Genomic DNA, 19,650 nt, shown 5'->3' on the forward strand with positions numbered 1-19,650 from the left:
AGGTAACTATACTTAGATGCATGACGGATCAGCTTCCCGCCCGCCTTGCCGGTCATCCCACGGTGCGGGCGGTGCGGTCCCGGCCTGCGCCGCAGGTTCCGGCGGTCATCGACGCGGACTGGTTGCGGCGGATCTGCCTGGAGGCGGGGGCCGACGACGTGGCGTTCGCGAGCGTCGACGACCCGGCGCTGGCCTCCGAGCAGGAGCACGCCGACGCCGCTCTACCGGGTGTACGCAGCTACATCTCGCTGGTGGTGAAGATGAACCGCGACAATGTGCGGTCCACTGCGCGCAGCGTCGCCAACCAGGAATTTCACCGCAGCGGCGAGATCATCAACGAAGCTGCGCACCGCATCACCCGCGCGCTGGAGGATGCGGGGCAGCGGGCGCTCAACCCGTCGGCCACCTTTCCCATGGAGATGGACCGCTTCCCGGGGCGGATCTGGGTGGTCGCGCACAAGCCCGTCGCGGTGGCCGCGGGTTTGGGGGTCATGGGCATTCACCGCAACGTGATCCACCCCAGGTTCGGCAACTTCATCCTGCTGGCCACCATCCTGGTTGCCGCGCCGATCAGCAGTTACGGTGCGCCGCTGGACTATTCGCCATGTCTGGAATGCAAGCTGTGCGTCGCGGCGTGCCCGGTCGGTGCCATCGGCAAGGATGGCGAATTCGATTTCATCGCCTGCTCGGTGCACAACTACCGCGAGTTCATGGGCGGTTTCACCGACTGGGCGCAGACCATCGCCGACAGTTCCGACGCGGCCGACTTCCGTTCCCGTGTCAGCGATTCGGAGAACGCCTCGATGTGGCAGAGCCTCTCGTTCAAGGCCAACTACAAGGCCGCCTACTGCCTCGCGGTGTGCCCGGCGGGAGAGGACGTCATCGAGCCCTACCTCGACGACCGCAAGGCGTTCATGGACACTGTGCTCAGACCGCTTCAGCAGAAACGGGAAACGCTGTATGTGTTACCGAATTCGGTGGCAAAGGCGCACGCCGAGAAGCGGTTTCCGCACAAGACGGTGAAGGTGGTCGACAGCGGCATCAGCGGCCGTTGACCCGGCGAGCAGACATGCAGGCACCCGAAACGCGGCGTGTCGCGTACCTAGCTGTCTGCTCGCGGGGAGAAGGTGCCCGCGGGAAGAAAGGGTGCCCGCGGGGGGAAGTTACCAGGCGTGGACGGTGTTCTGCGCCGGCTCAAGGCCGACCTTCAGCAGTAGTTCGGTCGCATCGGCGGCCTGCTCGCAGATTGTCGGGACCTCTTTGCGCTCAACGGCATTGAATGGATCGAGGACGAACGCGGCGGCATCCTGGCGGCCCGGCGGGCGGCCGACGCCGACCCGCACCCGCTGAAAGTCCTTGGTGCCCAGGGCGGATGCCACCGAACGCAGTCCGTTGTGACCGCCCTCGCCGCCACCGAGCTTGAGCCGGATGCGGCCGAAGTCGATGTCGAGCTCGTCGTGGATGACCACGATGTCGGCCGGGGCGATCGAATAGAACTTGGCCAACGGTCCGACCTGACGGCCGGACTCGTTCATGTACGTGCGTGGTTTGGCCAGCACCACGGACCGGTCTCCCAACCGGCCCGTGGTGATTTCGGCTCCGGATTTCTTGTGCACCTTGAAGGCCGAGCCCATTCGCCCGGCCAACAGGTCGGCCACCATGAATCCCACGTTGTGCCGGGTCTTTGCGTAGACGGGGCCCGGATTGCCCAGGCCAACCACCAGCAACGGCTCGGTCACAGCAAGGATCCGATCTACTCGGCGGACTCTTCGGCAGCAGACTCGGGCTCTTCGGCGGCGGGAGCCTCGGCTGCCTCGCCTGCGCCCTCGGCCTCCAGGTCCTCGGCGGTCGGCGCCTCGACGACGTTGACCACCAGCGTCTCGGGGTCGGAGATCAGGCCGACGCCGGCGGGCAGCGCGATCTGGGCCGCGGTGATCTGGGTGCCTGCCGGGGCGCCCTCGATCGACACGGTCAGCTGCTCGGGGATCGACAGCGCCTCGGCCTCGATCTGAATGGTGTTGGCGTCCTGGGTCACCAGGGTGCCCGACGCGGCGTCGCCCTCGACGATCACGTTGACGTCGACGGTGACCTTCTCGCCCCGGCGGACGACCAGCAGGTCGGCGTGCTGGATGTTGCGGCGGATCGGGTGGATCTCCAGCGCCTTGGTCAGCGCCAGTTGCTCTTTGCCGTCGATGTCCAGCGTCAGCACGGCGTTGGTGCCGGAGTTACGCAGCACGGCAGCGAAGTCGTGGGCGCTGAGCTCGAGGTGCTGGGGGTCGCTGCCGTGGCCGTAGAGGACGGCGGGGACCCGGCCGTCGCGGCGGGCCTGGCGGGAGGCGCCCTTGCCGGTGCGGGTACGCACCGTGGCGGTCAGCTTGTTGGGGGCCGAGTTCTTGGCCATGTGTTGCTCCTTATCGGGGTACTGCGGTCAGATCGTCAGTACGGCCAGGGATGCAACAACTCGAAATGTTCCCGTCGATAACGGTGGCCCTTCGGGTCCACCCTCGCCGTGACGCCTGGTCAGGGTAGCAAGAAAGGTCCGCCGGCTAAAAATCTAGAGCGGGTAGGCGGTATCGGTGAGCTGCTCGGACAGCTGCCACAGGGCCTTCTGGGTGTCCGCCTTGCGGGCCAGCGGGCTGCGCGCGCTGCGGCCCGTCGGGCCCCGCATGCCGAACCGCGGCCCGATGAAGCTGTCGCCCGGAATGTCCTGGGATGCCGCGTAGAGGGTCTGGCGGGCACCGAAGTCGGCGTCGGTGGCGACCTTGTTGGCGGCGGTGAAGATCTTGTCACCGATCGCGTTGCCGGTCTGGCCCTGCAGGTTGGTTGCCGAATAGCCGGGATGGGCGGCCACGGCCCGCACCGAGGAGCCCGACGCCGTCAGCCGCCGCTGCAGCTCGGAGGTGAACAGCAGATTGGCCAGCTTGGACTGGCCGTACGCGGGCCATGCCAGGTAGGGGCGGGACTTCCAGTTGAGGTCTTTCAGGCTGATCCAGCCGATGAGGTGCATCAGCGAGGACACCGTCACCACACGGTCGGTGAGCTTGGGCAGCAGCAGGTTGGTCAGCGCGAAGTGGCCGAGGTGATTGGTGCCGATCTGGCTTTCGAAGCCCTCGGCCGTGCGGGACAACGGAACTGCCATGATGCCTGCGTTGTTGATCAGCACATCGACCCGCTCGACGGTGTCGGCGAACTCGCGCACCGACGCCAGGCTCTGCAGATCGAGTTTGCGAACCTCGACGTTGCCCGACATGGTCTGCGCGGCGGCAGCGCCCTTGTCCAGGTTGCGGACGGCCACGATGACGTCAGCGCCGACGCGAGCCAGCTCACGGGCGGTGACGAGGCCGAGCCCGCTGTTGGCGCCGGTGACGATGACGGTGCGTCCGGAGAACGAGGGCAGATCGGCAGCGGTCCAGGTCATGGCGATCAGCCTAGGCTCACTTCTTGGTGACGTTGAACCCCGAGATGATGGCCTCGATATCCGGGCCTTGGGCCTGGGCCTGATCGGCGAACGTGGTGACGGTGAGCTGGACCAGGTACCGCTGCGGCGGCTGCAGCCCGTCGGATGCGATGACGATGCGGTTGTAGCTCTGCATCCGCTGGCCGTTGAGGTCGTAAGAGCCCTCGATCATGGCCGACGGGTAGCCGTGCCAGTCGTCGGTGGAAGCGTTGAGCTGTTTGAAATTCTCCGACAGCTGGGCGTCGGCGTACCCGTGGTCCTTGATGGCCTTGGCGACGTCGAAGTCACCGTGCAGGGTGAACACCAGCAGCATCGCGGTCGGGTAGGTGTTGCCCTTGGCGATCATCCGGGTGCCCGGCGCGAGGTTCGGGTTGGAGTACGGATGCCAGCCCGCTGGCGTGGGCATGGTGACGGCCAGGGTGGGGATCTTCTCGGGTGCGATCGGTTCGCCGCTGACCCCGATGCTTTCCAGGTAATTGGAGATCGGCACCGGTGGTTGGGTGCTGGTCGGCGTGGTGGTCGTCGCGCTGGTGGTCCAGATCGACTGGTAGTCAGGCGTTTTCGCGCCGCATCCGGCGAGTGACGCCGCAACGGCCAGGGCTGCCCCCGCGGCGATCAGTCGGTTCACAGAATCTCGTGCACCGCGTCGATCGGCCGGGCCAGCCGGGTGCCCTTGGTGGTGACGACGAATGGGCGTTCGATCAGGATCGGATGTTCGGCCATGGCGTCGAGCAATTCGTCGTCGGACGCGTCGGCCAAACCCAGTTCGGCATACAGTGATTCACGCTTGCGCACCGCGGTCCGCACGTCGATCCCGGCGTCAGCGATCATCTGCTTGAGCTCCGCACGGCTCGGCGGGGTCTTCAGATACTGCACGATCTCGGGCTCGATGCCGTTCTCGCGCAACAACTCCAGCGTCTTGCGCGAGGTCGAGCACTTCGGATTGTGGTAGATGCGTTCCATGAAGCTACGCGGACCCGTCGAACAGGCCGGTCACCGAACCGTTTTCGAAGACGGCGCGGATGGTGCTGGCCAGCAGCGGCGCGATGGACAACACGGTCAGCTGTGGGAACTGCTTCTCTTCGCCGATCGGCAGGGTGTTGGTGACGATCACCTCACGTGCACCGCTCTCGGCCAGTCGCTGCGGCGCCGGATCGCTGAGCAGACCGTGGGTCGCGGCGATCACCACGTCCTTGGCGCCGTCCTCACGCAACAGTTTCACCGCGCCGGCGATGGTGCCGCCGGTGTCGATCATGTCGTCGGTCAGGATGCAGGTCTTGCCCTTGACGTCACCCACCACGCGGTTGGACTTCACCTGGTTGGGCACCAGCGGGTCGCGCGTCTTGTGGATGAAGGCCAGCGGCACGCCACCCAGCGAGTCGGCCCACTTCTCGGCCACGCGCACGCGGCCCGAGTCGGGGGAGACCACGACCATGTCCGAGCCCGTGTACTTGTCGGCGATGTAGCCACACAGCAGCGACTGTGCCCGCATGTGGTCGACCGGGCCGTCGAAGAAGCCCTGGATCTGATCGGTGTGCAGGTCGACCGTCAGGATGCGGTCGGCACCGGCGGTCTTGAGCAGGTCGGCGACCAGGCGGGCGGAGATGGGCTCGCGGCCGCGGTGCTTCTTGTCCTGCCGGGAGTAGGGATAGAACGGCAGCACCGCGGTGATGCGCTTGGCGCTGCCACGCTTGAGCGCATCGATCATGATCAGCTGTTCCATCAGCCACTGGTTGAGCGGCCACGGATGGCTCTGCAGCACGAAGGCGTCGCAGCCTCGCACCGACTCCTCGAACCGCACGAAGATCTCACCGTTGGCGAAGTCCCTCGCGGTCTGCGCAGTGACCGAGACGTCGAGTTCTTTGGCAACCTGCTCGGCGAGTTCTGGGTGCGCGCGACCCGAGAACAGCATCAAGTTTTTTCGGTTGTCGGTCCAGTCCGTGGCCACTATGGCTGCCTTCGCGGTCGGGGATCGATACGGGGCAATCGTACGTAGCGTTTCCGCGTTCGCGTTGCCGGGTTACCAGACTGCCAACACAAAGCGTCGAGTTAGTGCGGCCTCACTGGCCGTCGCCGCGCGCTTTACGGGCCGCTTCGGCAGCCGCGGAGCCTGGCCGTTTGCGTTCGACCCAGCCTTCGAACGTGCGTTGTGCGTTGTCCGATACGGCCAGCGCACCTGGCGGAACGTCGTCGCGCAAGACGGTCCCCGCGCCCGTATAGGCGCCGTCGCCGACCGTCACCGGCGCGATGAACATGGTGTCCGAACCGGTCCTGACGTGCGAGCCGATCGTGGTGCGGTGCTTGTTCTCGCCGTCGTAGTTGACGAACACACTGGAGGCCCCGATGTTGCTGTGATCACCGATGTCCGCGTCGCCGACGTAGGTCAGGTGCGGCACCTTGGTCGCGGCGCCGATCGTCGAGTTCTTGGTCTCGACGAACGCGCCCAGCTTGGCCTCGGCGCCCAGGATCGTGCCGGGCCGCAGGTAGGTGAACGGCCCGACGGTCGCTCCGGCGCCGATCACCGCGAGCTGTCCGTGGGTGCGGACCACCGATGCGCCGTCGCCGACCTCGACGTCGTCGAGCGTGGTGTCGGGGCCGATCTCGCAGCCCGAGCCGATCTCGGTGGTCCCGAGCAGCTGGGTCCCGGGCCGCACGACCGTGTCGCGGCCGATGGTGACGTCGACATCGATCCAGGTGGTGCCGGGGTCGACGATCGTCACGCCGGCCCGCTGGTGGGTGGCCACGGTGCGGCGGTTCAGTTCGGCGCCCAGATCGGCCAGTTGGACGCGGTCGTTGACGCCGGCCACGAGCGCGCTGTCGTCGACGTGGCGGGCCCGTACCGTGCGGCCGTCCTGGCGCAGAATGGCCACGACGTCGGTCAGGTAGAGCTCCTGCTGTGCGTTGTCGGACCGCAACCGGCTCAGCGCGGACCGCAGGTCGGCGATGTCGAAGGCGTACACGCCGGCGTTGATCTCGCGGATGGAGCGTTGTGACTCGCTGGCGTCGGCCTGCTCGACGATGCCGATCACCTCGTTGTCCTGGGTGCGCAGGATGCGGCCATATCCGGTGGGGTCGGCCACCGTGGTGGTCAGCACGGTCGCCGCGGCCGTCGCACCGGTATGCCCGGCGATCAGATCGGCCAGGGTGTCGGAGTCGAGCAGCGGTACGTCACCTGAGGTGACCACGACGGTGCCGGCGAAATCATCGGGCAGTGCGCTCAGCCCGCACCCGACGGCATGGCCGGTGCCGCGTTGTTCGTCCTGGATGGCGATGTCGATCGTGCGGCCGAGCTTGACGGCGAGCTCGGTGACCGCTGGGGCGATGCGTTCGCGGTCATGGCCGAGCACCACCACCACGTGCCGCGCCGAGACGTTCGCCACGGTGTGCACGGCGTGCGCGAGCATGCTGCGCCCGCCCAACGTGTGCAGCACTTTCGGGGTGTTCGACCGCATCCGGGTCCCGGCTCCAGCTGCCAGTACGACGATTGCGGCCTCGGTCGATGCGGTCACAGTTCCCCTTTCACCGCGAGCGTGCGTGTCTGCCCCGCAACACACCGCATCGAGCATGCATTTTGCGCACGCTCGTCGCCATCCCCAGGCTGCCTGCTCGCTCGGCAAGCCTCATTCGTTGCTCCGTCGCCAGGACTCGAACCTGAACTATCTGAACCAAAATCAGAGGTGCTGCCGATTACACCACGACGGACCGATCAATCCGAGACTCTAGTGCAAGTCGATAGGCTGGTCTGCGTGGCAGCACCCGAGAAGGAAGTGCGTGCACCCCGCGCCAGGATGACCGGCAGCGAACGGCGACAACAGCTCATCGAGATCGCCAAGTCGCTGTTCGCCGAGCGTGGCTACGACGGCACCTCCATCGAAGAGATCGCGCAGCGCGCCAACGTGTCCAAGCCAGTGGTCTATGAGCACTTCGGCGGCAAAGAGGGGTTGTACGCCGTCGTCGTCGACCGCGAGATGTCGGCCCTGCTGGAGGGCATCACGTCGTCGCTGACCAGGAACCGTTCCCGGGTGCGAGTCGAGCGCGTGGCGCTGGCATTACTCACCTACGTCGAGGAGCACACCGACGGCTTCCGCATCCTGATCCGCGACTCGCCGGCCGCGATCACCTCGGGCACCTACGCGACGCTGCTCAACGACGCCGTCAACCAGGTGTCCTCGATCCTGGCCGGGGATTTCTCCCGGCGCGGATTGGACCCCGAGCTGGCACCGCTCTACGCCCAGGCCCTGGTCGGTTCGGTGTCCATGACGGCGCAGTGGTGGCTCGACGTCCGCGAACCCCCGAAAGAAGTAGTGGCCGCCCACGTGGTCAACCTGGCGTGGAACGGCCTGACGCATCTGGAGCCCGATCCGGTACTGCACGAGGAGTAGCGCTCAGCCCGGTCCCTGGGGCCTCACGCAAGCGCTCATCTCACATCCCGCGCGAGCAGATCCGCCGTCGTCTCCCGACGTACCAGCAACCGTGCCCGCCCGTCGCGCACCGCGACCACCGGTGGGCGGCCCACCATGTTGTAGGTCGACGCCATGCTGTGGTGATAGGCGCCGGTGCACGGCACGGCCAGCAGATCCCCGGGGTGAAGGTCGGCCGGCAGTGGCACGTCGCGGATGATCTCGTCGCCCGCCTCGCAGTGCCTACCCACCACGGTGACGGTCCGTGTCGGCCCGAGCGCATGCCGATTTGCCAGTGCCACACCGTATTTCGCGCCGTACAGGGCGACCCGGGCATTGTCGCTCATCCCTCCGTCGACCGCGACAAAGGTCCGACCACCCGGTTGCGACTTGACCGTGCACACGCGGTAGAGCGTCACCCCGGCTCGGCCGCTGATGGCACGCCCGGGCTCCACCACCAGACGCGGCCGAGGGAACCGCTCGGCACCGCATGCGGTATCGACGGCGTCGTCGATGACGGCCGCGAGGGCGGCGGGGTCCAACGCCGCGTCCCCGGTCACGTAGGGAATGCCGTGTCCACCTCCGATATTCAGTTCGGTGAGCACCACGCCGTGTCGATGCCGGATATCGGCCATCGCGGCGACGAGCCGCCGGATCGCTTCCCCGTACAGTGCGGGATCGGTCACCTGCGACCCGATATGGCAGTGCAGCCCGACGAGTTCCAAATGCGGGGTCCCCAACACGCGGGCGGCGGCCTCGGCGGCCTGCTGTCCGGCCAGCGTGAAGCCGAACTTCTGATCACAGACGCCGGTCGTGACGGCCCGATGCCCCTGGATGTCGATGTCGGGGGTCACCCGCAGCAGCACCTGCTGGCGTCGACGCACCAGCCCGGCCAGGTAGGTGACCTCCATCAACGAGTCCACCGCGATGCGGCCGACACCGACGTCCAGCGCATCACGCAACTCGTCGCAGGACTTCGCGTTGCCGTGCAACACAACCCGGCTCGGCGGCACTCCGCCGGCCAGCGCGGTGGCCAGTTCGCCCGCAGAGCACACGTCCACGCCGAGGCCTTCTTCGCAGGCCCACCGCGCGACGGCCGTCGTCAACAACGCCTTGCCGGCGTAGACCACTTCGGTGCCGCGCAGCGCGCTTCGATAGTGCTGCGCGCGGTGCCGGAAGTCGGCCTCGTCGAGCACGTAGGCCGGGGTGCGGTACTCGTCGGCGATCTCGGTCAGCGGCACCCGGCCGACGGTGATCCGGCCCTTCTCGTCGACGTGAGTGGTGAGCGGCCAGATCGCCGGGTCGAGGCGCGGCGGGGCGGCTGCGCGCAGCGAGGGCAGGATGTCGAGCAATGTCATGACTTCACCGTGCGTCGCGGTTGGTTCCCTGTGGGGCACCTTGACGCTCCCTTGATGCTGGCGGGCCCGATTTTGGCGAAACTACAGCCCCCTAGAATGGACGCATCATGACCGCACCGGGGCACACCCATGTCCAGACCCCGATCGCGGGTCTCATCGAGCTGGCTCTGTCCGATCCGTCCCTGCAGGACGTCATCCGTCGCGCCGCCGACCGACCCGCCGATCTCGCGCTGGTCGGCCCGGCCAGCGCGCGGGTCCTGGTCGCCGCTGCGCTGGCCCAGCACGGCCCACTGCTGGTGGTCGCCGCGACCGGCCGCGAGGCCGACGACCTGACCGCTGAGCTGCGCGGCGTGTTCGGCGACGCCGTCGCCCTCTTCCCGTCCTGGGAGACGCTGCCGCACGAGCGGTTGTCGCCGGGTGTCGAGACGGTCGCCGCCCGGCTGCTGTTGTTGCGCCGGTTGGCCCGCCCGGACGATGCGACGCTGGGGCCGCCGCTGCGGGTCGTGGTGACGACCACCCGGTCGCTGCTGCAGCCGATGTCACCCGACGTTGTCAGCATCGAGCCGGTCAGCCTGTCGCTGGGAGATGAGGCGGAGTTCGAGGAGCTCATCGCACGGCTGGTCGACCTTGCCTACACCCGCGTCGACATGGTCGGCAAGCGCGGTGAGTTCGCGGTGCGCGGCGGGATCCTCGACGTGTTCCCGCCGACGGCCGAGCATCCGGTGCGAGTCGAGTTCTGGGGCGACGAGGTCTCGGAGATGCGGGCCTTCTCGATTGCCGATCAGCGTTCGATCCCGGAAGTGCCGGTGCAGACGCTGGTCGCGGTGCCGTGCCGCGAGCTGTTGATGACGGCCGAGGTGCGCGAACGAGCCGCGGCCTTGGCCGTCGAGCATCCGACCCACGAGAACAGCGTGCCCGGCAGCGTGCCGGACATGCTGGCCAAGCTGGCCGAGGGCATCCCGGTCGACGGCATGGAGGCGCTGCTGCCGCTGCTGCATCCGGTCGAGCCGACGACATTGACGGCGCATCTGCCCGAGGGCGCGCCGGTACTGGTGTGCGATCCCGAGAAGGTGCGCACCCGCGCAGCCGATCTGATCAAGACCGGCCGCGAGTTCCTGGAGGCGTCCTGGTCAACGGCCGCGGTCGGTGGCGACGCGCCCATTGACATCGAGGCGCTCGGCGCGTCCGGTTTCATCCCGTTCGACGAGGCGCGGGCCGGTGCGGTGGCGGGCGGGCATCCGTGGTGGACGCTGTCGCAGCTCTCCGATGGCGCTGCCACCGAACTGGATGTGCGTCCGGCTCCGTCGGCGCGCAGTCAGCAGAGTCTGGACGAAATCTTCGCGATGCTGCGGGCTCACGTGGCCACCGGCGGCAGCGCGGCGATCGTCACGCCGGGCACCGGTACGGCGCACCGCGTCGTCGAACAGCTCGGTGAATCCGACATCGCCGCAACGATGTTGGAGCCCGGGGCGGCGCCAAAGGCCGGTGTGATCGGTGTGCTCAAGGGTCCGCTGCAGAGTGGTCTGATCCTGCCGGGCACAAACCTGGTCATCATCACCGAAACGGATCTGACCGGTAACCGGGTCACCGCCGCAGAAGGCAAAAAGCTTGCGGCCAAACGTCGTAACGTCGTCGATCCGTTGGCGCTGACGGCAGGCGACCTGGTGGTGCACGATCAGCACGGCATCGGCAAGTTCGTCGAGATGACCGAGCGGGTGGTCGGCGGCGCCCGCCGCGAGTACCTGGTTTTGGAATACGCGTCGGCCAAGCGCGGCGGCGGGGCCGACAGGCTTTACGTGCCGATGGACTCGCTGGATCAGCTGTCGCGGTACGTCGGCGGCGAGGCTCCGTCCCTGTCGAAGCTCGGTGGCAGCGACTGGGCCAACACGAAAACCCGGGCGCGCAAGGCCGTTCGGGAGATCGCCAGCGAGCTCGTGGCGCTCTACGCCAAACGGCAGGCCGCACCCGGGCACGCGTTTGCCCCGGACACCCCGTGGCAGGCCGAGATGGAAGACGCGTTCGGCTTCACCGAGACGATCGACCAGATGACGGCCATCACCGAGGTCAAGGCCGACATGGAAAAGCCTGTGCCGATGGACCGGGTGATCTGCGGCGACGTCGGTTACGGCAAGACCGAGATCGCGGTGCGGGCGGCGTTCAAAGCGGTGCAGGACGGCAAGCAGGTGGCCGTGCTGGTGCCGACGACCTTGCTGGCCGACCAGCATCTGCAGACCTTCACCGCGCGGATGGCTGGTTTCCCGGTCACCGTGAAAGGGCTGTCGCGGTTCACCGACCCCGCCGAATCGCGGGCCGTCATCGAGGGCATGAAAGACGGCTCGGTGGACGTCGTGATCGGCACCCATCGGCTGCTGCAGACCGGCGTGACGTGGAAAGACCTGGGCCTCATCATCGTTGACGAGGAGCAGCGGTTCGGCGTCGAGCACAAGGAGCACATCAAGTCGATGCGCACCCACGTCGACGTGCTGACCATGAGTGCGACACCGATCCCGCGCACCCTGGAGATGAGCCTGGCAGGCATCCGGGAGATGTCGACGATCCTCACCCCGCCCGAGGAGCGCTATCCGGTGCTCACCTATGTCGGGCCGCACGACGACAAGCAGGTGGCCGCGGCACTGCGTCGTGAGCTGCTGCGGGACGGGCAGGCGTTCTACATTCACAACCGGGTGCGGACCATCGACCAGGCCGCCGCCCGGATCCGCCAGCTGGTTCCCGAGGCGAAAGTCGTTGTCGCGCACGGACAGATGAACGAAGAGATGCTCGAGAAGACCGTCGAGGGCTTCTGGAACCGCGAGTACGACATCCTGGTCTGCACCACGATCGTCGAGACCGGCCTGGACATCTCCAACGCGAACACGCTGATCGTCGAGCGGGCCGACACGTTCGGCTTGTCGCAGCTGCACCAGCTGCGTGGTCGCGTGGGCCGCAGTCGTGAGCGCGGCTACGCCTACTTCCTGTACCCGCCGGAGACACCACTGACCGAGACGGCCTACGACCGGTTGGCCACCATCGCGCAGAACAACGATCTGGGTGCGGGCATGGCCGTGGCCATGAAGGACCTGGAGATCCGCGGCGCGGGAAATGTGTTGGGCGCCGAGCAATCCGGGCATGTGGCCGGGGTCGGTTTCGACCTGTACGTGCGGCTGGTCGGCGAAGCCGTCGAGGCGTACCGCGCGGCGGTTGACGGCAAAACCGTTGCCACAGCTGAGGAAGCGAAGGAGGTGCGGATCGACCTGCCGGTCGACGCGCATCTGCCACCGGAGTACATCGGCAGTGACCGGTTGCGGCTGGAGGGCTACCGGAGGCTGGCCGCCGCTCCCGACGAGGCCGCCATCGGCGCCGTCGTCGATGAACTCAACGACCGCTACGGTCCGCTGCCCGAGCCGGCGCAGCGCCTTGTCGCGGTGGCGCGGCTGCGGTTGCTGTGCCGGGAGTACGGCATCAGCGAGATCAGTGCGGTGTCAGCATCGACGCTGCGGGTGTCGCCGATGGTGCTGCCGGATTCGGCGCAGTTGAGGCTCAAGCGGCTCTATCCCGGCGCGCATTATCGGGCCACCACATCGACCGTTCAGGTGCCCATCCCGCGGGCTGGTGACGGCATCGGCGCGCCCCGCATCCGCGACCTCGAGCTGGTCCAGATGGCAGCGGGTTTGGTGCTGGTGCTCAATGGGAAAGCGCCGGAAGAGATTGACATGACCAAGTACCGGCCAGAGACAGGGGAGGCGAGACGATGACCGTTGTGCTGGTCGATCCGCGCCGACCCTCGCTGGTTCCGGTCGAGGCGATCCTGCACCTGGCCGGTGACGTTCAGTACACCGAGGAAATGCCGGTGAAGGTGCCGTGGTCGCTGCCTGCAGCGCGTCCGGCATATGACGGTGACGAGGCGCCCGTGCTGTTGTCCTCCGATTCCGAACATCCCGCCGTCATTGCCCGGATCGCCGCCGGGGACACGGTGATCTCGGCGCCGAGTCCCGCGGCAGGCGAGCGGCTGGTCGATGCCGTGGCCATGATGGACAAGCTGCGCACCGCGGGGCCGTGGGAGAGCGAACAGACCCACGACTCCCTGCGCCGCTATCTGTTGGAAGAGACCTACGAGCTGTTCGACGCGGTCCGCGGTGGCAACGCCGACGAGCTGCGCGAGGAACTCGGCGATGTGCTGCTGCAGGTGTTGTTTCACGCTCGCATCGCCGAAGATGCGCCGGTGCACCCGTTCACCATCGACGACGTCGCCGATGCGTTGGTTCGCAAGCTGGGCAACCGGGTGCCGGCCGTGCTTGCCGGGGAATCGATTTCACTCGATGAGCAACTGGCCCAGTGGGAAGAGCGCAAGGCTCAGGAGAAATCCGTCAAGGCACGCACGTCTTCGATGGACGACGTGCCTACCGGTCAGCCGGCTCTGGCGTTGGCACAGAAGGTGATCTCCCGGGTGACCCAGGCCGGGCTGCCCGCGGATTTGGTGCCTGCCGCCATCACCACCATCTCCGTCACCGCTGACACCGACGCCGAAAACGAGCTACGCACAGCAGTATTGGAGTTCATGGACACCGTGCGGCGGGTCGAGGCCGACGTCGCAGCGGGACGCCGCGGAGAGGACGTCCCCGAGTCGCTCGACGTGACGCCGCTGGGCACCATCACTGAAGCCGAATGGCGCGACTACTGGCCCGTGGACGACTTTACGGTCGAGCCAGAGCCAGAGCCAGAGTCCGCGGACGTGTCGGAAGCCGACGACAGCACTACCAACTGACAGTTCTCAGTTCGGCAGCCTTCGCGCGCAGCGTGAGTACCCGCTCGCGAATGCGGTATTCGGTGGAGCGGGGCATCCAGGCTGGGCGATAGCGGCCGTGCCTGATGCGGAACACTCGACCGTGGGTGATTTCGCACCTCAGCGCATCCGATATCGCCTTCGACGGACGGCCTTTCGTGGTGAAGCCGTAGGCATCGAGTGCGTCGACCAGGTCGGCGACCGACTGTTTCCCGTGTTGGAAAAGGTGCATCGTCAGCACGTAACGAAGTTCGATTCCCTTGAGCAGCAGCTTGTCTGACATGACCGCACGATGCCACCTGCCACCGACAATCCGGGTGGTCACATCTGTCACACCAGTCCCGGTTCGGAAACCATGCGACGTTTTGCCCGGCTGTTTGCGACAAAGTCGCGGAAACAGCCTCAGGTGCAACTCATTTCACTGTTGCACCACGTTGCGAAACTCACCAGGATCACTGGGACCGATAGCCTCATCAGCACCAGAATTCGGCGTGCCCGACTGTTAGCGACTTTGTCGCTCGCAGCGCGGGCACGTGACCGGTGATGCAAGGCTTGTCTGGCGGTGCAGACGTGACGGATGGGATCGGCCTACGCGAGACCAGTGATGCCAATGTTGCCGACGTGGCGATTTACGCGACTTTGTCGCAAACAGCCGGGCACAACGTCGTGTGTTGCGAGCGAGGTGCGGGTGTGGCAGCTGTGACAAGAAACAACAGGGGTGGCACCTCCGTAGCGGAGAGGCCACCCCTGTTGGGCGATCGTGTGCCTAGCTGCTGCTGTCCTTGCCCTTCAGCTTGTTCAGGCCGTTGTTGACATCCTTGTTCACTCGCTCGACCCGGTTCTTGACGTTTTCGCCGACCTGTTTGACGGCTCCGCCGACGTCACCGGTCTTGAGCTTGTCGGTAACCTTGGTGACCCGCTCCTGCGCGTGGGTCAGGCTCTTCTGAGTCTTGGTGATGCTGGTGGAGAGCTGCTTACCGGTGCGTACCACCGCGCTGGCCGGGTCCGAGATCGCCGGAATGATCTCCTTGGCTGCCTCTCCGCCCGTCGCTTGGTTCGCCGCCGCCAATACCTTGCCGACCGGCCGCTGAATATCGGCCAGCTGTTTCTGTGAAACGCCCTGGGTTTCCCGGAGGCTCGGGCTATTGGATTCCGATCAAGGGTTGGTCGGTCCGGTATGCATCGTAGAACGCAGCTTCGAACTCGGCAGGTGGGATGTCGCCGAGGTAGCTGTGCAGTCGGCTGGTGTTGTGCCAGTAGACCCAGCTGAGCGTCGCCAACTCGACGTCCTCGACGGTCTTCCATGGCCCGGTGCGGGCGGGGCCGTAGATCAGTTCAGCCTTGTAGTAGCCGTTGACTGTCTCCGCGAGAGCGTTATCGAAACTGTCCCCGACGGTCCCGATTGACGGGACTGCGCCGATCTCAGCGAGCCTTTCTCCGTAGCGAATGGAGGTGAATTGCGACCCGGCATCTGAGTGACATCTCAAGCCTGGCAACGTATTTCCACGTGACCACCGCGCCATCTCCAGTGCATCGAGCACCATCGAGGTCCGCATATGCGAGGCCACCCGCCACCCCACGATCATCCGCGAATAGGCATCGATGATGAAACACACATACCCCACCCCGGCCCAGGTCGGCACGAATGTCAGGTCCGTCACCCAAAGGTCGTTCGGTGCCGTCGCGGTGAACTTTCGCTTCACCAAGTCTGGATGCCGCGCCGCGGCTGGGTCGGGTTTGGTGGTGCGGACCCGTTTGCCGCGCCGGACTCCTTCGATGCCGGCATCCCGCATCAGCCGGGCCACCTGATCCCGGCCGACGTCGTAGCCGTCGCGGCGGGCGGTTTTCCAGAGCTTGCGGGCCCCGTAGACGCAGTAGTTGTCTTTCCAGAGCTGACACAACGCCGGCCCCAGGACGGCGTCACGCTGGGCCCGCGCCGACGGGACCCGTGCTTTGATGTCGTAGTAGGTGCTCAGGGCCACCTGCAGGCCTGCGCTTCGCAGGACGGTGCAGATGGGCTCGACCCCGAACTCCTCGCGATTGGCGTCGATGAACTCGACTATTTCTTGTGTTGGCGGTCGAGCTCCGCCCCGAAGAAACTCGCCGCTCGTTTCAGAATCTCGTTGGCGCGCTTGAGTTCTCGGTTCTCCTGCTCGAGGTCTTTGATGCGCTGGGATTCCACGGTGGACACCCCGGGTGAATAACCGTCGTCGATGTCGGCTTGACGGACCCAGGTGCGCACCGATTCCACGCCGTAGCCGAGCTGGCGAGCGACCCGCTGCACCGTGCCCTGCTCGGTGCCCAGCTCAGCCCGCAGCGTGCGGACCATCCGCACCGCGGTGGCCTTCTCTTCAGCACTGTATCGACGTGTCGTCGGCTTCCCGGGCGACTGTTCCTTCGGCATACCTGCATCCTCGTTTCCAAGGTCAGGAGCCTCCGGGATTTCCAGGGCGTTTCACTGGGTGGGCGCCGCCGGGCCCGCGGGCAATGCCGTGTCCAGCTTGCCGAGGACCTTGCTGACCCCGTCACCGAGCTCACGACTGACTGTCCGGACCACCGTGCCGGGTTCGACCGCCAACGTCGTCGCCGCTGCCTTGATCTCGGTGGGTACCTGAATGTTGTTGTCTTCCAGGAAGTTCACCACACGGGTCGTGACGCGCTGGACCACATCGGTGTATTCCGAACCCACACCCCGGCCGAGTTCACCGAGGATGTCACCGGCAAGCAGGGCCGCCTGCGTGCGGGTCAGCGTCTGGGTGCCGAACAGCGTGGGGACGTGCATCTGGTCGAGGCTGCGGCTCCAGCTGCCGTCCTCGTTGCGCACCGCGTCGGTGTAGCTGGTGTTGACCAGCACCTTCAACACCGGCTCGAGGGCGTCGGCGACGGGGGTGTTGACGTCCTCACCGGTGGCGACGCCGACCAGGCCGGCGACCAGTCGAGCGGGCATGAGCAGCGGCAACTGATCCTGAGTGATCGTGGTGTAGATCGTGCCGTCGGGCGCGGTGTAGATCTTGGCACCCAGTCCCGATCCGCCGTTCAGCAGCGATGCCCCGAGCGTCAGCGGCAGCATCGACGCCATTCCCGAGTTCGCCCAGGCGATCGGGTTGGCAGTCACCGGAGCGTCCGAGAGGTAGTCGTACTCCCAGGTGGTGTCGGTCTTGAGGATCGTCAACACGATCGGCTTGCCGTCGAGGGATTCGGCGTTGGCGATCAGGTTGCCCAGGTTGTCGAAGCTGATGTCGGAAAGGTTCAGCCCTTCCATCCCTTCGGGCAGTACATCTTGCCGTTCAGGTGTCACAGGGTTGACGCCGGTCACCTCCTGGTAGATCGGCGCGAAGCGGGCATAGAGCCCGCCGTTGGGTCGGCCCGGGTTGCGCAGCAGGTTCACGGTCAGCAGCGTGACGTCGATGACGCCGCCGGGCGTGATCTCGACGTTCGGCATGTCCGTGGCATCCGGATAGTCGGCCGGGTTGAGCGGCTGAGTGGCGAGCCATACCCCTGGCGATACTTTGATCACGCCGTACGCAATGCCATTCACCTTGGTGAATCCCTTGGTGACGTCTTTGGTTACGGGATCGTTGGGATCGGTGATGACGATCTTGCGGGGCCCGGTCAGAGCCGGCCCGGCTTCCAGTTCGCCGTTGCGGGCCATGTCGATGAAGTTCTGGTAGCCAGCTCCGACCGCAATGGCGCCGTCGCCGTAGCCGATGAAGTTGGTGTTCGAGATATAGGTCGTCCAGTTCAGCAGCGGAGCCAGGGCGGCAGTGGCGTTGCCGCCGTTGGCGAGGTAGCTCGCGAATTTGGCAGCGTCATTGACGTTCAAGTTGCTCAGGTCCGTGAGGTCTATGCCGGGGTCGCTCGGCGACACCCATTGGCCCTGGGTCCAGTCCTTGCCGGTGACAGTGCCGGTGTAGCCCTGAATCAGGTTGCCACCGGTCGTGGTCTGGCTCGCAGATCCTGTCTTTAGCGGGTTGAACCACGTCACCCATACCGGCGCCATGTCCGCTTCGGACACCGTGCCCATGCCCCAACCCTTGATGACCGTGGCATGCGCTCGGTCGTCGAGGATCGCGCCGGTCACCGCGCCCGGATCCGAGGGCAACGTCTGCACCGCACCACCGAAGCTGTCGGACGGAATCCAGTCCGGCAGACCCACCACGTACGTAGCTGCGTCCGACACACTCGGGGTCAACGCGACGCCGACCGTCGCCGCTATCGCGGTGCCGACGACTGCAGCCTTGCTGATCTTCTTCCGGCGATGCTTTGCCATCCCTACCCCTCTCAGGAAATCTTCAGGTAACTCGCAGGAGACATTAAGTCAGCAAACACAGTTCTGTTGTCAGCCGAACGGGGGACTCGGAGGCAGATGTTGCGTTTTCAACAAACTGCCTTAGCTGTATCGGCAATCGGCGGCCCATGCCGGCCGTAGCTAGGCTGGTGGGCTAGTCGGTCCGCAAGCATGGCCGAATCGACGGAAAATGGCCACAAATAACGCTTATGTGCAGATCAATGCCATGACTTGGGTGATTATCAATCTGGCTAACGGGTTTGCTGAAGCCCCCGTTGCGCTATGCACGAAGTCGACTGCGCCTCTCGGCCGCTGCGCCACCGCGCCAACGGAGAAAGTTAGCTGGCAATCTCCGAAAGTATTGACGCTGGTGAAACTTTCGGGTCGGATCGCGCGCCGGAGGCCCCGAGCGTCGTCGCAAAACTGAGCGCCGTCACAAACCGGCAACGGCCAGGTCTCAGCTCGGTAGGCGGGCGGTGTGCGGGGCCTGAACCGCAATGCGCCGCACTACGGTGACGGGGCAGACGCGAAGGGGTGAGGCAGTGAAGGTGAGGTGGCTGGCTGCCGTCGTCATGGCGCTCGGCCTGGGAACCATTGCGCCGCAGGCCGTCGCGGACTGTGCTGCGACCGGATGCGACCTGCGCTCCCGCATCGCCGCCGCGGACAACTACCTGGCGTCGCGACCCGGCACGGTGGGCTACGTCCTGCGCGACCGGGCGACCGGTGCCCGCTTCGCGAACGCCAACTCCAACGCGATGATCTGGACGGCCTCGACCATCAAGTTGGCGATGGTCGTGGATCTGTTGACCAGGGAACGGGCGGGCGCCCTGCGGCTGTCCGGCAACGACCGGCAGCTCATGGTGAACATGCTGCGGGACTCCGACAACGATGCGACCGACTCGCTGTGGAGCCGGTATGGCGGGCCGGACCATCGGGCATTCAACGCCGACTTTCCCCGCTACGGCATGACGGACCTACGGCCGCAGCCCGGTTTCGGAGACATGTTCCCGTACTGGGGTTTTCAGAAGTCGACCACCAATGATCTCGACCGGCTGATGAATTACACGCTGACTCAACTGAATCCGTCTGACGCGGCTGCCGTCGTCGCCGAGATGCAGAAGGTCAGCCCTGACCAGCAGTGGGGCGTCTGGGGCGCCGGGCCGTCGATGACTCCTGGCAACAAGAACGGGTGGTCCGAGGAACAGGGCGGTTGGGTCATCAACTCGGTGGGCTTCGCCGGCCCCAATCAGCGGTACACGCTGGCCATCATGAACGGCCTCAACGGCCAGGGTGGTTACGACGACGGTGTCGCAACCACCACCCGGCTCAGTCAGATCCTGTTGGGGCCCAATGGTTGATCGGGTAGC

17 protein-coding genes, 1 tRNA gene and 1 other annotated feature are annotated in these 19,650 nt (G+C 66.1%); of the genes, 5 read left to right on the plus strand and 13 right to left on the minus strand.

Annotated features, from left to right (window positions below; genetic code table 11):
• Window positions 1-20: 20 nt before the first annotated feature.
• On the plus strand, window positions 21-1,055 hold the full coding sequence (locus tag BTO20_RS07625) for an epoxyqueuosine reductase (protein WP_087074705.1): 1,035 nt from the start codon (window positions 21-23) through the stop codon (window positions 1,053-1,055).
• A 108-nt stretch (window positions 1,056-1,163) separates the two neighbouring features.
• Here BTO20_RS07625 and pth read toward each other — a convergent pair whose 3' ends face one another.
• The 8 genes from pth to BTO20_RS07665 all read right to left on the minus strand — a co-directional run bounded on the left by pth (window position 1,164) and on the right by BTO20_RS07665 (window position 7,159).
• Entirely contained in the window at window positions 1,164-1,739 is a 576-nt protein-coding gene (gene pth, locus BTO20_RS07630) for an aminoacyl-tRNA hydrolase (protein ID WP_087074707.1), read from the minus strand.
• Between the two features lie 14 nt (window positions 1,740-1,753).
• A complete protein-coding gene (locus BTO20_RS07635) occupies window positions 1,754-2,401 on the minus strand; it encodes a 50S ribosomal protein L25/general stress protein Ctc (protein ID WP_087074709.1) in 648 nt (215 codons plus the stop codon).
• Between the two features lie 153 nt (window positions 2,402-2,554).
• Window positions 2,555-3,418 carry an oxidoreductase gene (locus BTO20_RS07640; protein WP_087074711.1) on the minus strand — a complete coding sequence of 288 codons (864 nt, stop codon included), beginning with the start codon at window positions 3,416-3,418 and terminating at the stop codon, window positions 2,555-2,557.
• A 16-nt stretch (window positions 3,419-3,434) separates the two neighbouring features.
• Window positions 3,435-4,085, minus strand: a complete 651-nt coding sequence (locus BTO20_RS07645) for an LpqN/LpqT family lipoprotein (RefSeq protein WP_087074713.1) — start codon at window positions 4,083-4,085, stop codon at window positions 3,435-3,437.
• Window positions 4,082-4,420 carry an arsenate reductase (glutaredoxin) gene (arsC, locus tag BTO20_RS07650; RefSeq protein ID WP_087074715.1) on the minus strand — a complete coding sequence of 113 codons (339 nt, stop codon included), beginning with the start codon at window positions 4,418-4,420 and terminating at the stop codon, window positions 4,082-4,084. The genes BTO20_RS07645 and arsC overlap by 4 nt, the downstream gene beginning before the upstream one ends.
• Before the next feature lie 4 nt (window positions 4,421-4,424).
• A complete protein-coding gene (locus BTO20_RS07655) occupies window positions 4,425-5,405 on the minus strand; it encodes a ribose-phosphate diphosphokinase (protein ID WP_087074717.1) in 981 nt (326 codons plus the stop codon).
• 112 nt (window positions 5,406-5,517) lie between these two features.
• Window positions 5,518-6,966: a bifunctional UDP-N-acetylglucosamine diphosphorylase/glucosamine-1-phosphate N-acetyltransferase GlmU gene (gene glmU / locus BTO20_RS07660; protein WP_087074719.1), complete on the minus strand. Its 1,449-nt coding sequence runs from the start codon at window positions 6,964-6,966 to the stop codon at window positions 5,518-5,520.
• A gap of 121 nt (window positions 6,967-7,087) precedes the next feature.
• A tRNA-Gln gene (locus BTO20_RS07665) sits at window positions 7,088-7,159 on the minus strand.
• A gap of 86 nt (window positions 7,160-7,245) precedes the next feature.
• Between BTO20_RS07665 and BTO20_RS07670 the strand changes: the two genes are divergently transcribed.
• Window positions 7,246-7,839: a TetR/AcrR family transcriptional regulator gene (locus BTO20_RS07670; protein ID WP_087081754.1), complete on the plus strand. Its 594-nt coding sequence runs from the start codon at window positions 7,246-7,248 to the stop codon at window positions 7,837-7,839.
• 35 nt (window positions 7,840-7,874) lie between these two features.
• On the opposite strand, the gene lysA is transcribed toward BTO20_RS07670, so the two are convergent.
• Window positions 7,875-9,215: a diaminopimelate decarboxylase gene (gene lysA, locus BTO20_RS07675; RefSeq protein WP_087074721.1), complete on the minus strand. Its 1,341-nt coding sequence runs from the start codon at window positions 9,213-9,215 to the stop codon at window positions 7,875-7,877.
• 107 nt (window positions 9,216-9,322) lie between these two features.
• Between lysA and mfd the strand changes: the two genes are divergently transcribed.
• Window positions 9,323-12,967: a transcription-repair coupling factor gene (gene mfd / locus BTO20_RS07680; RefSeq protein ID WP_087074723.1), complete on the plus strand. Its 3,645-nt coding sequence runs from the start codon at window positions 9,323-9,325 to the stop codon at window positions 12,965-12,967.
• Window positions 12,964-13,977: a nucleoside triphosphate pyrophosphohydrolase gene (locus BTO20_RS07685; RefSeq protein ID WP_087074725.1), complete on the plus strand. Its 1,014-nt coding sequence runs from the start codon at window positions 12,964-12,966 to the stop codon at window positions 13,975-13,977. The genes mfd and BTO20_RS07685 overlap by 4 nt, the downstream gene beginning before the upstream one ends.
• On the opposite strand, the gene BTO20_RS07690 is transcribed toward BTO20_RS07685, so the two are convergent.
• From BTO20_RS07690 to BTO20_RS07705, 4 genes are all read right to left on the minus strand, one after another.
• Window positions 13,967-14,278: a hypothetical protein gene (locus tag BTO20_RS07690; RefSeq protein ID WP_087074727.1), complete on the minus strand. Its 312-nt coding sequence runs from the start codon at window positions 14,276-14,278 to the stop codon at window positions 13,967-13,969. The genes BTO20_RS07685 and BTO20_RS07690 overlap by 11 nt on opposite strands.
• Before the next feature lie 483 nt (window positions 14,279-14,761).
• Window positions 14,762-15,064: a hypothetical protein gene (locus BTO20_RS07695; RefSeq protein ID WP_087074729.1), complete on the minus strand. Its 303-nt coding sequence runs from the start codon at window positions 15,062-15,064 to the stop codon at window positions 14,762-14,764.
• Window positions 15,065-15,137: 73 nt separating this feature from the next.
• Window positions 15,138-16,399 (minus strand): IS3 family transposase gene (locus BTO20_RS07700; protein WP_087074731.1). Its coding sequence is split into 2 segments (ribosomal slippage): window positions 15,138-16,096 and window positions 16,096-16,399, totalling 1,263 coding nucleotides; the frame shifts between segments, so codons are not numbered across the junction.
• Window positions 15,969-16,100, minus strand: a sequence feature (AL1L pseudoknot). Its footprint overlaps the gene before it by 132 nt.
• A 51-nt stretch (window positions 16,400-16,450) precedes the next feature.
• Entirely contained in the window at window positions 16,451-18,265 is a 1,815-nt protein-coding gene (locus BTO20_RS07705) for a PE-PPE domain-containing protein (RefSeq protein ID WP_087074733.1), read from the minus strand.
• A gap of 590 nt (window positions 18,266-18,855) precedes the next feature.
• Here BTO20_RS07705 and BTO20_RS07710 point away from each other — a divergent pair.
• Window positions 18,856-19,641: a serine hydrolase gene (locus tag BTO20_RS07710; protein ID WP_408632184.1), complete on the plus strand. Its 786-nt coding sequence runs from the start codon at window positions 18,856-18,858 to the stop codon at window positions 19,639-19,641.
• Window positions 19,642-19,650: the final 9 nt, after the last annotated feature.

This window comes from Mycobacterium dioxanotrophicus, assembly GCF_002157835.1.
Classification (GTDB): Bacteria; Actinomycetota; Actinomycetes; order Mycobacteriales; family Mycobacteriaceae; genus Mycobacterium; species Mycobacterium dioxanotrophicus.

Coding starts and splice junctions, on each gene's coding strand:
- BTO20_RS07625 (WP_087074705.1), top strand. CDS start 21: ATGACGGATCAGCTTCCCGCCCGCCTTGCCGGTCATCCCACGGTGCGG.
- BTO20_RS07635 (WP_087074709.1), bottom strand. CDS start 2,401: ATGGCCAAGAACTCGGCCCCCAACAAGCTGACCGCCACGGTGCGTACC.
- BTO20_RS07640 (WP_087074711.1), bottom strand. CDS start 3,418: ATGACCTGGACCGCTGCCGATCTGCCCTCGTTCTCCGGACGCACCGTC.
- arsC (WP_087074715.1), bottom strand. CDS start 4,420: ATGGAACGCATCTACCACAATCCGAAGTGCTCGACCTCGCGCAAGACG.
- BTO20_RS07670 (WP_087081754.1), top strand. CDS start 7,246: ATGACCGGCAGCGAACGGCGACAACAGCTCATCGAGATCGCCAAGTCG.
- lysA (WP_087074721.1), bottom strand. CDS start 9,215: ATGACATTGCTCGACATCCTGCCCTCGCTGCGCGCAGCCGCCCCGCCG.
- mfd (WP_087074723.1), top strand. CDS start 9,323: ATGACCGCACCGGGGCACACCCATGTCCAGACCCCGATCGCGGGTCTC.
- BTO20_RS07685 (WP_087074725.1), top strand. CDS start 12,964: ATGACCGTTGTGCTGGTCGATCCGCGCCGACCCTCGCTGGTTCCGGTC.
- BTO20_RS07690 (WP_087074727.1), bottom strand. CDS start 14,278: ATGTCAGACAAGCTGCTGCTCAAGGGAATCGAACTTCGTTACGTGCTG.
- BTO20_RS07705 (WP_087074733.1), bottom strand. CDS start 18,265: ATGGCAAAGCATCGCCGGAAGAAGATCAGCAAGGCTGCAGTCGTCGGC.
- BTO20_RS07710 (WP_408632184.1), top strand. CDS start 18,856: ATGGCGCTCGGCCTGGGAACCATTGCGCCGCAGGCCGTCGCGGACTGT.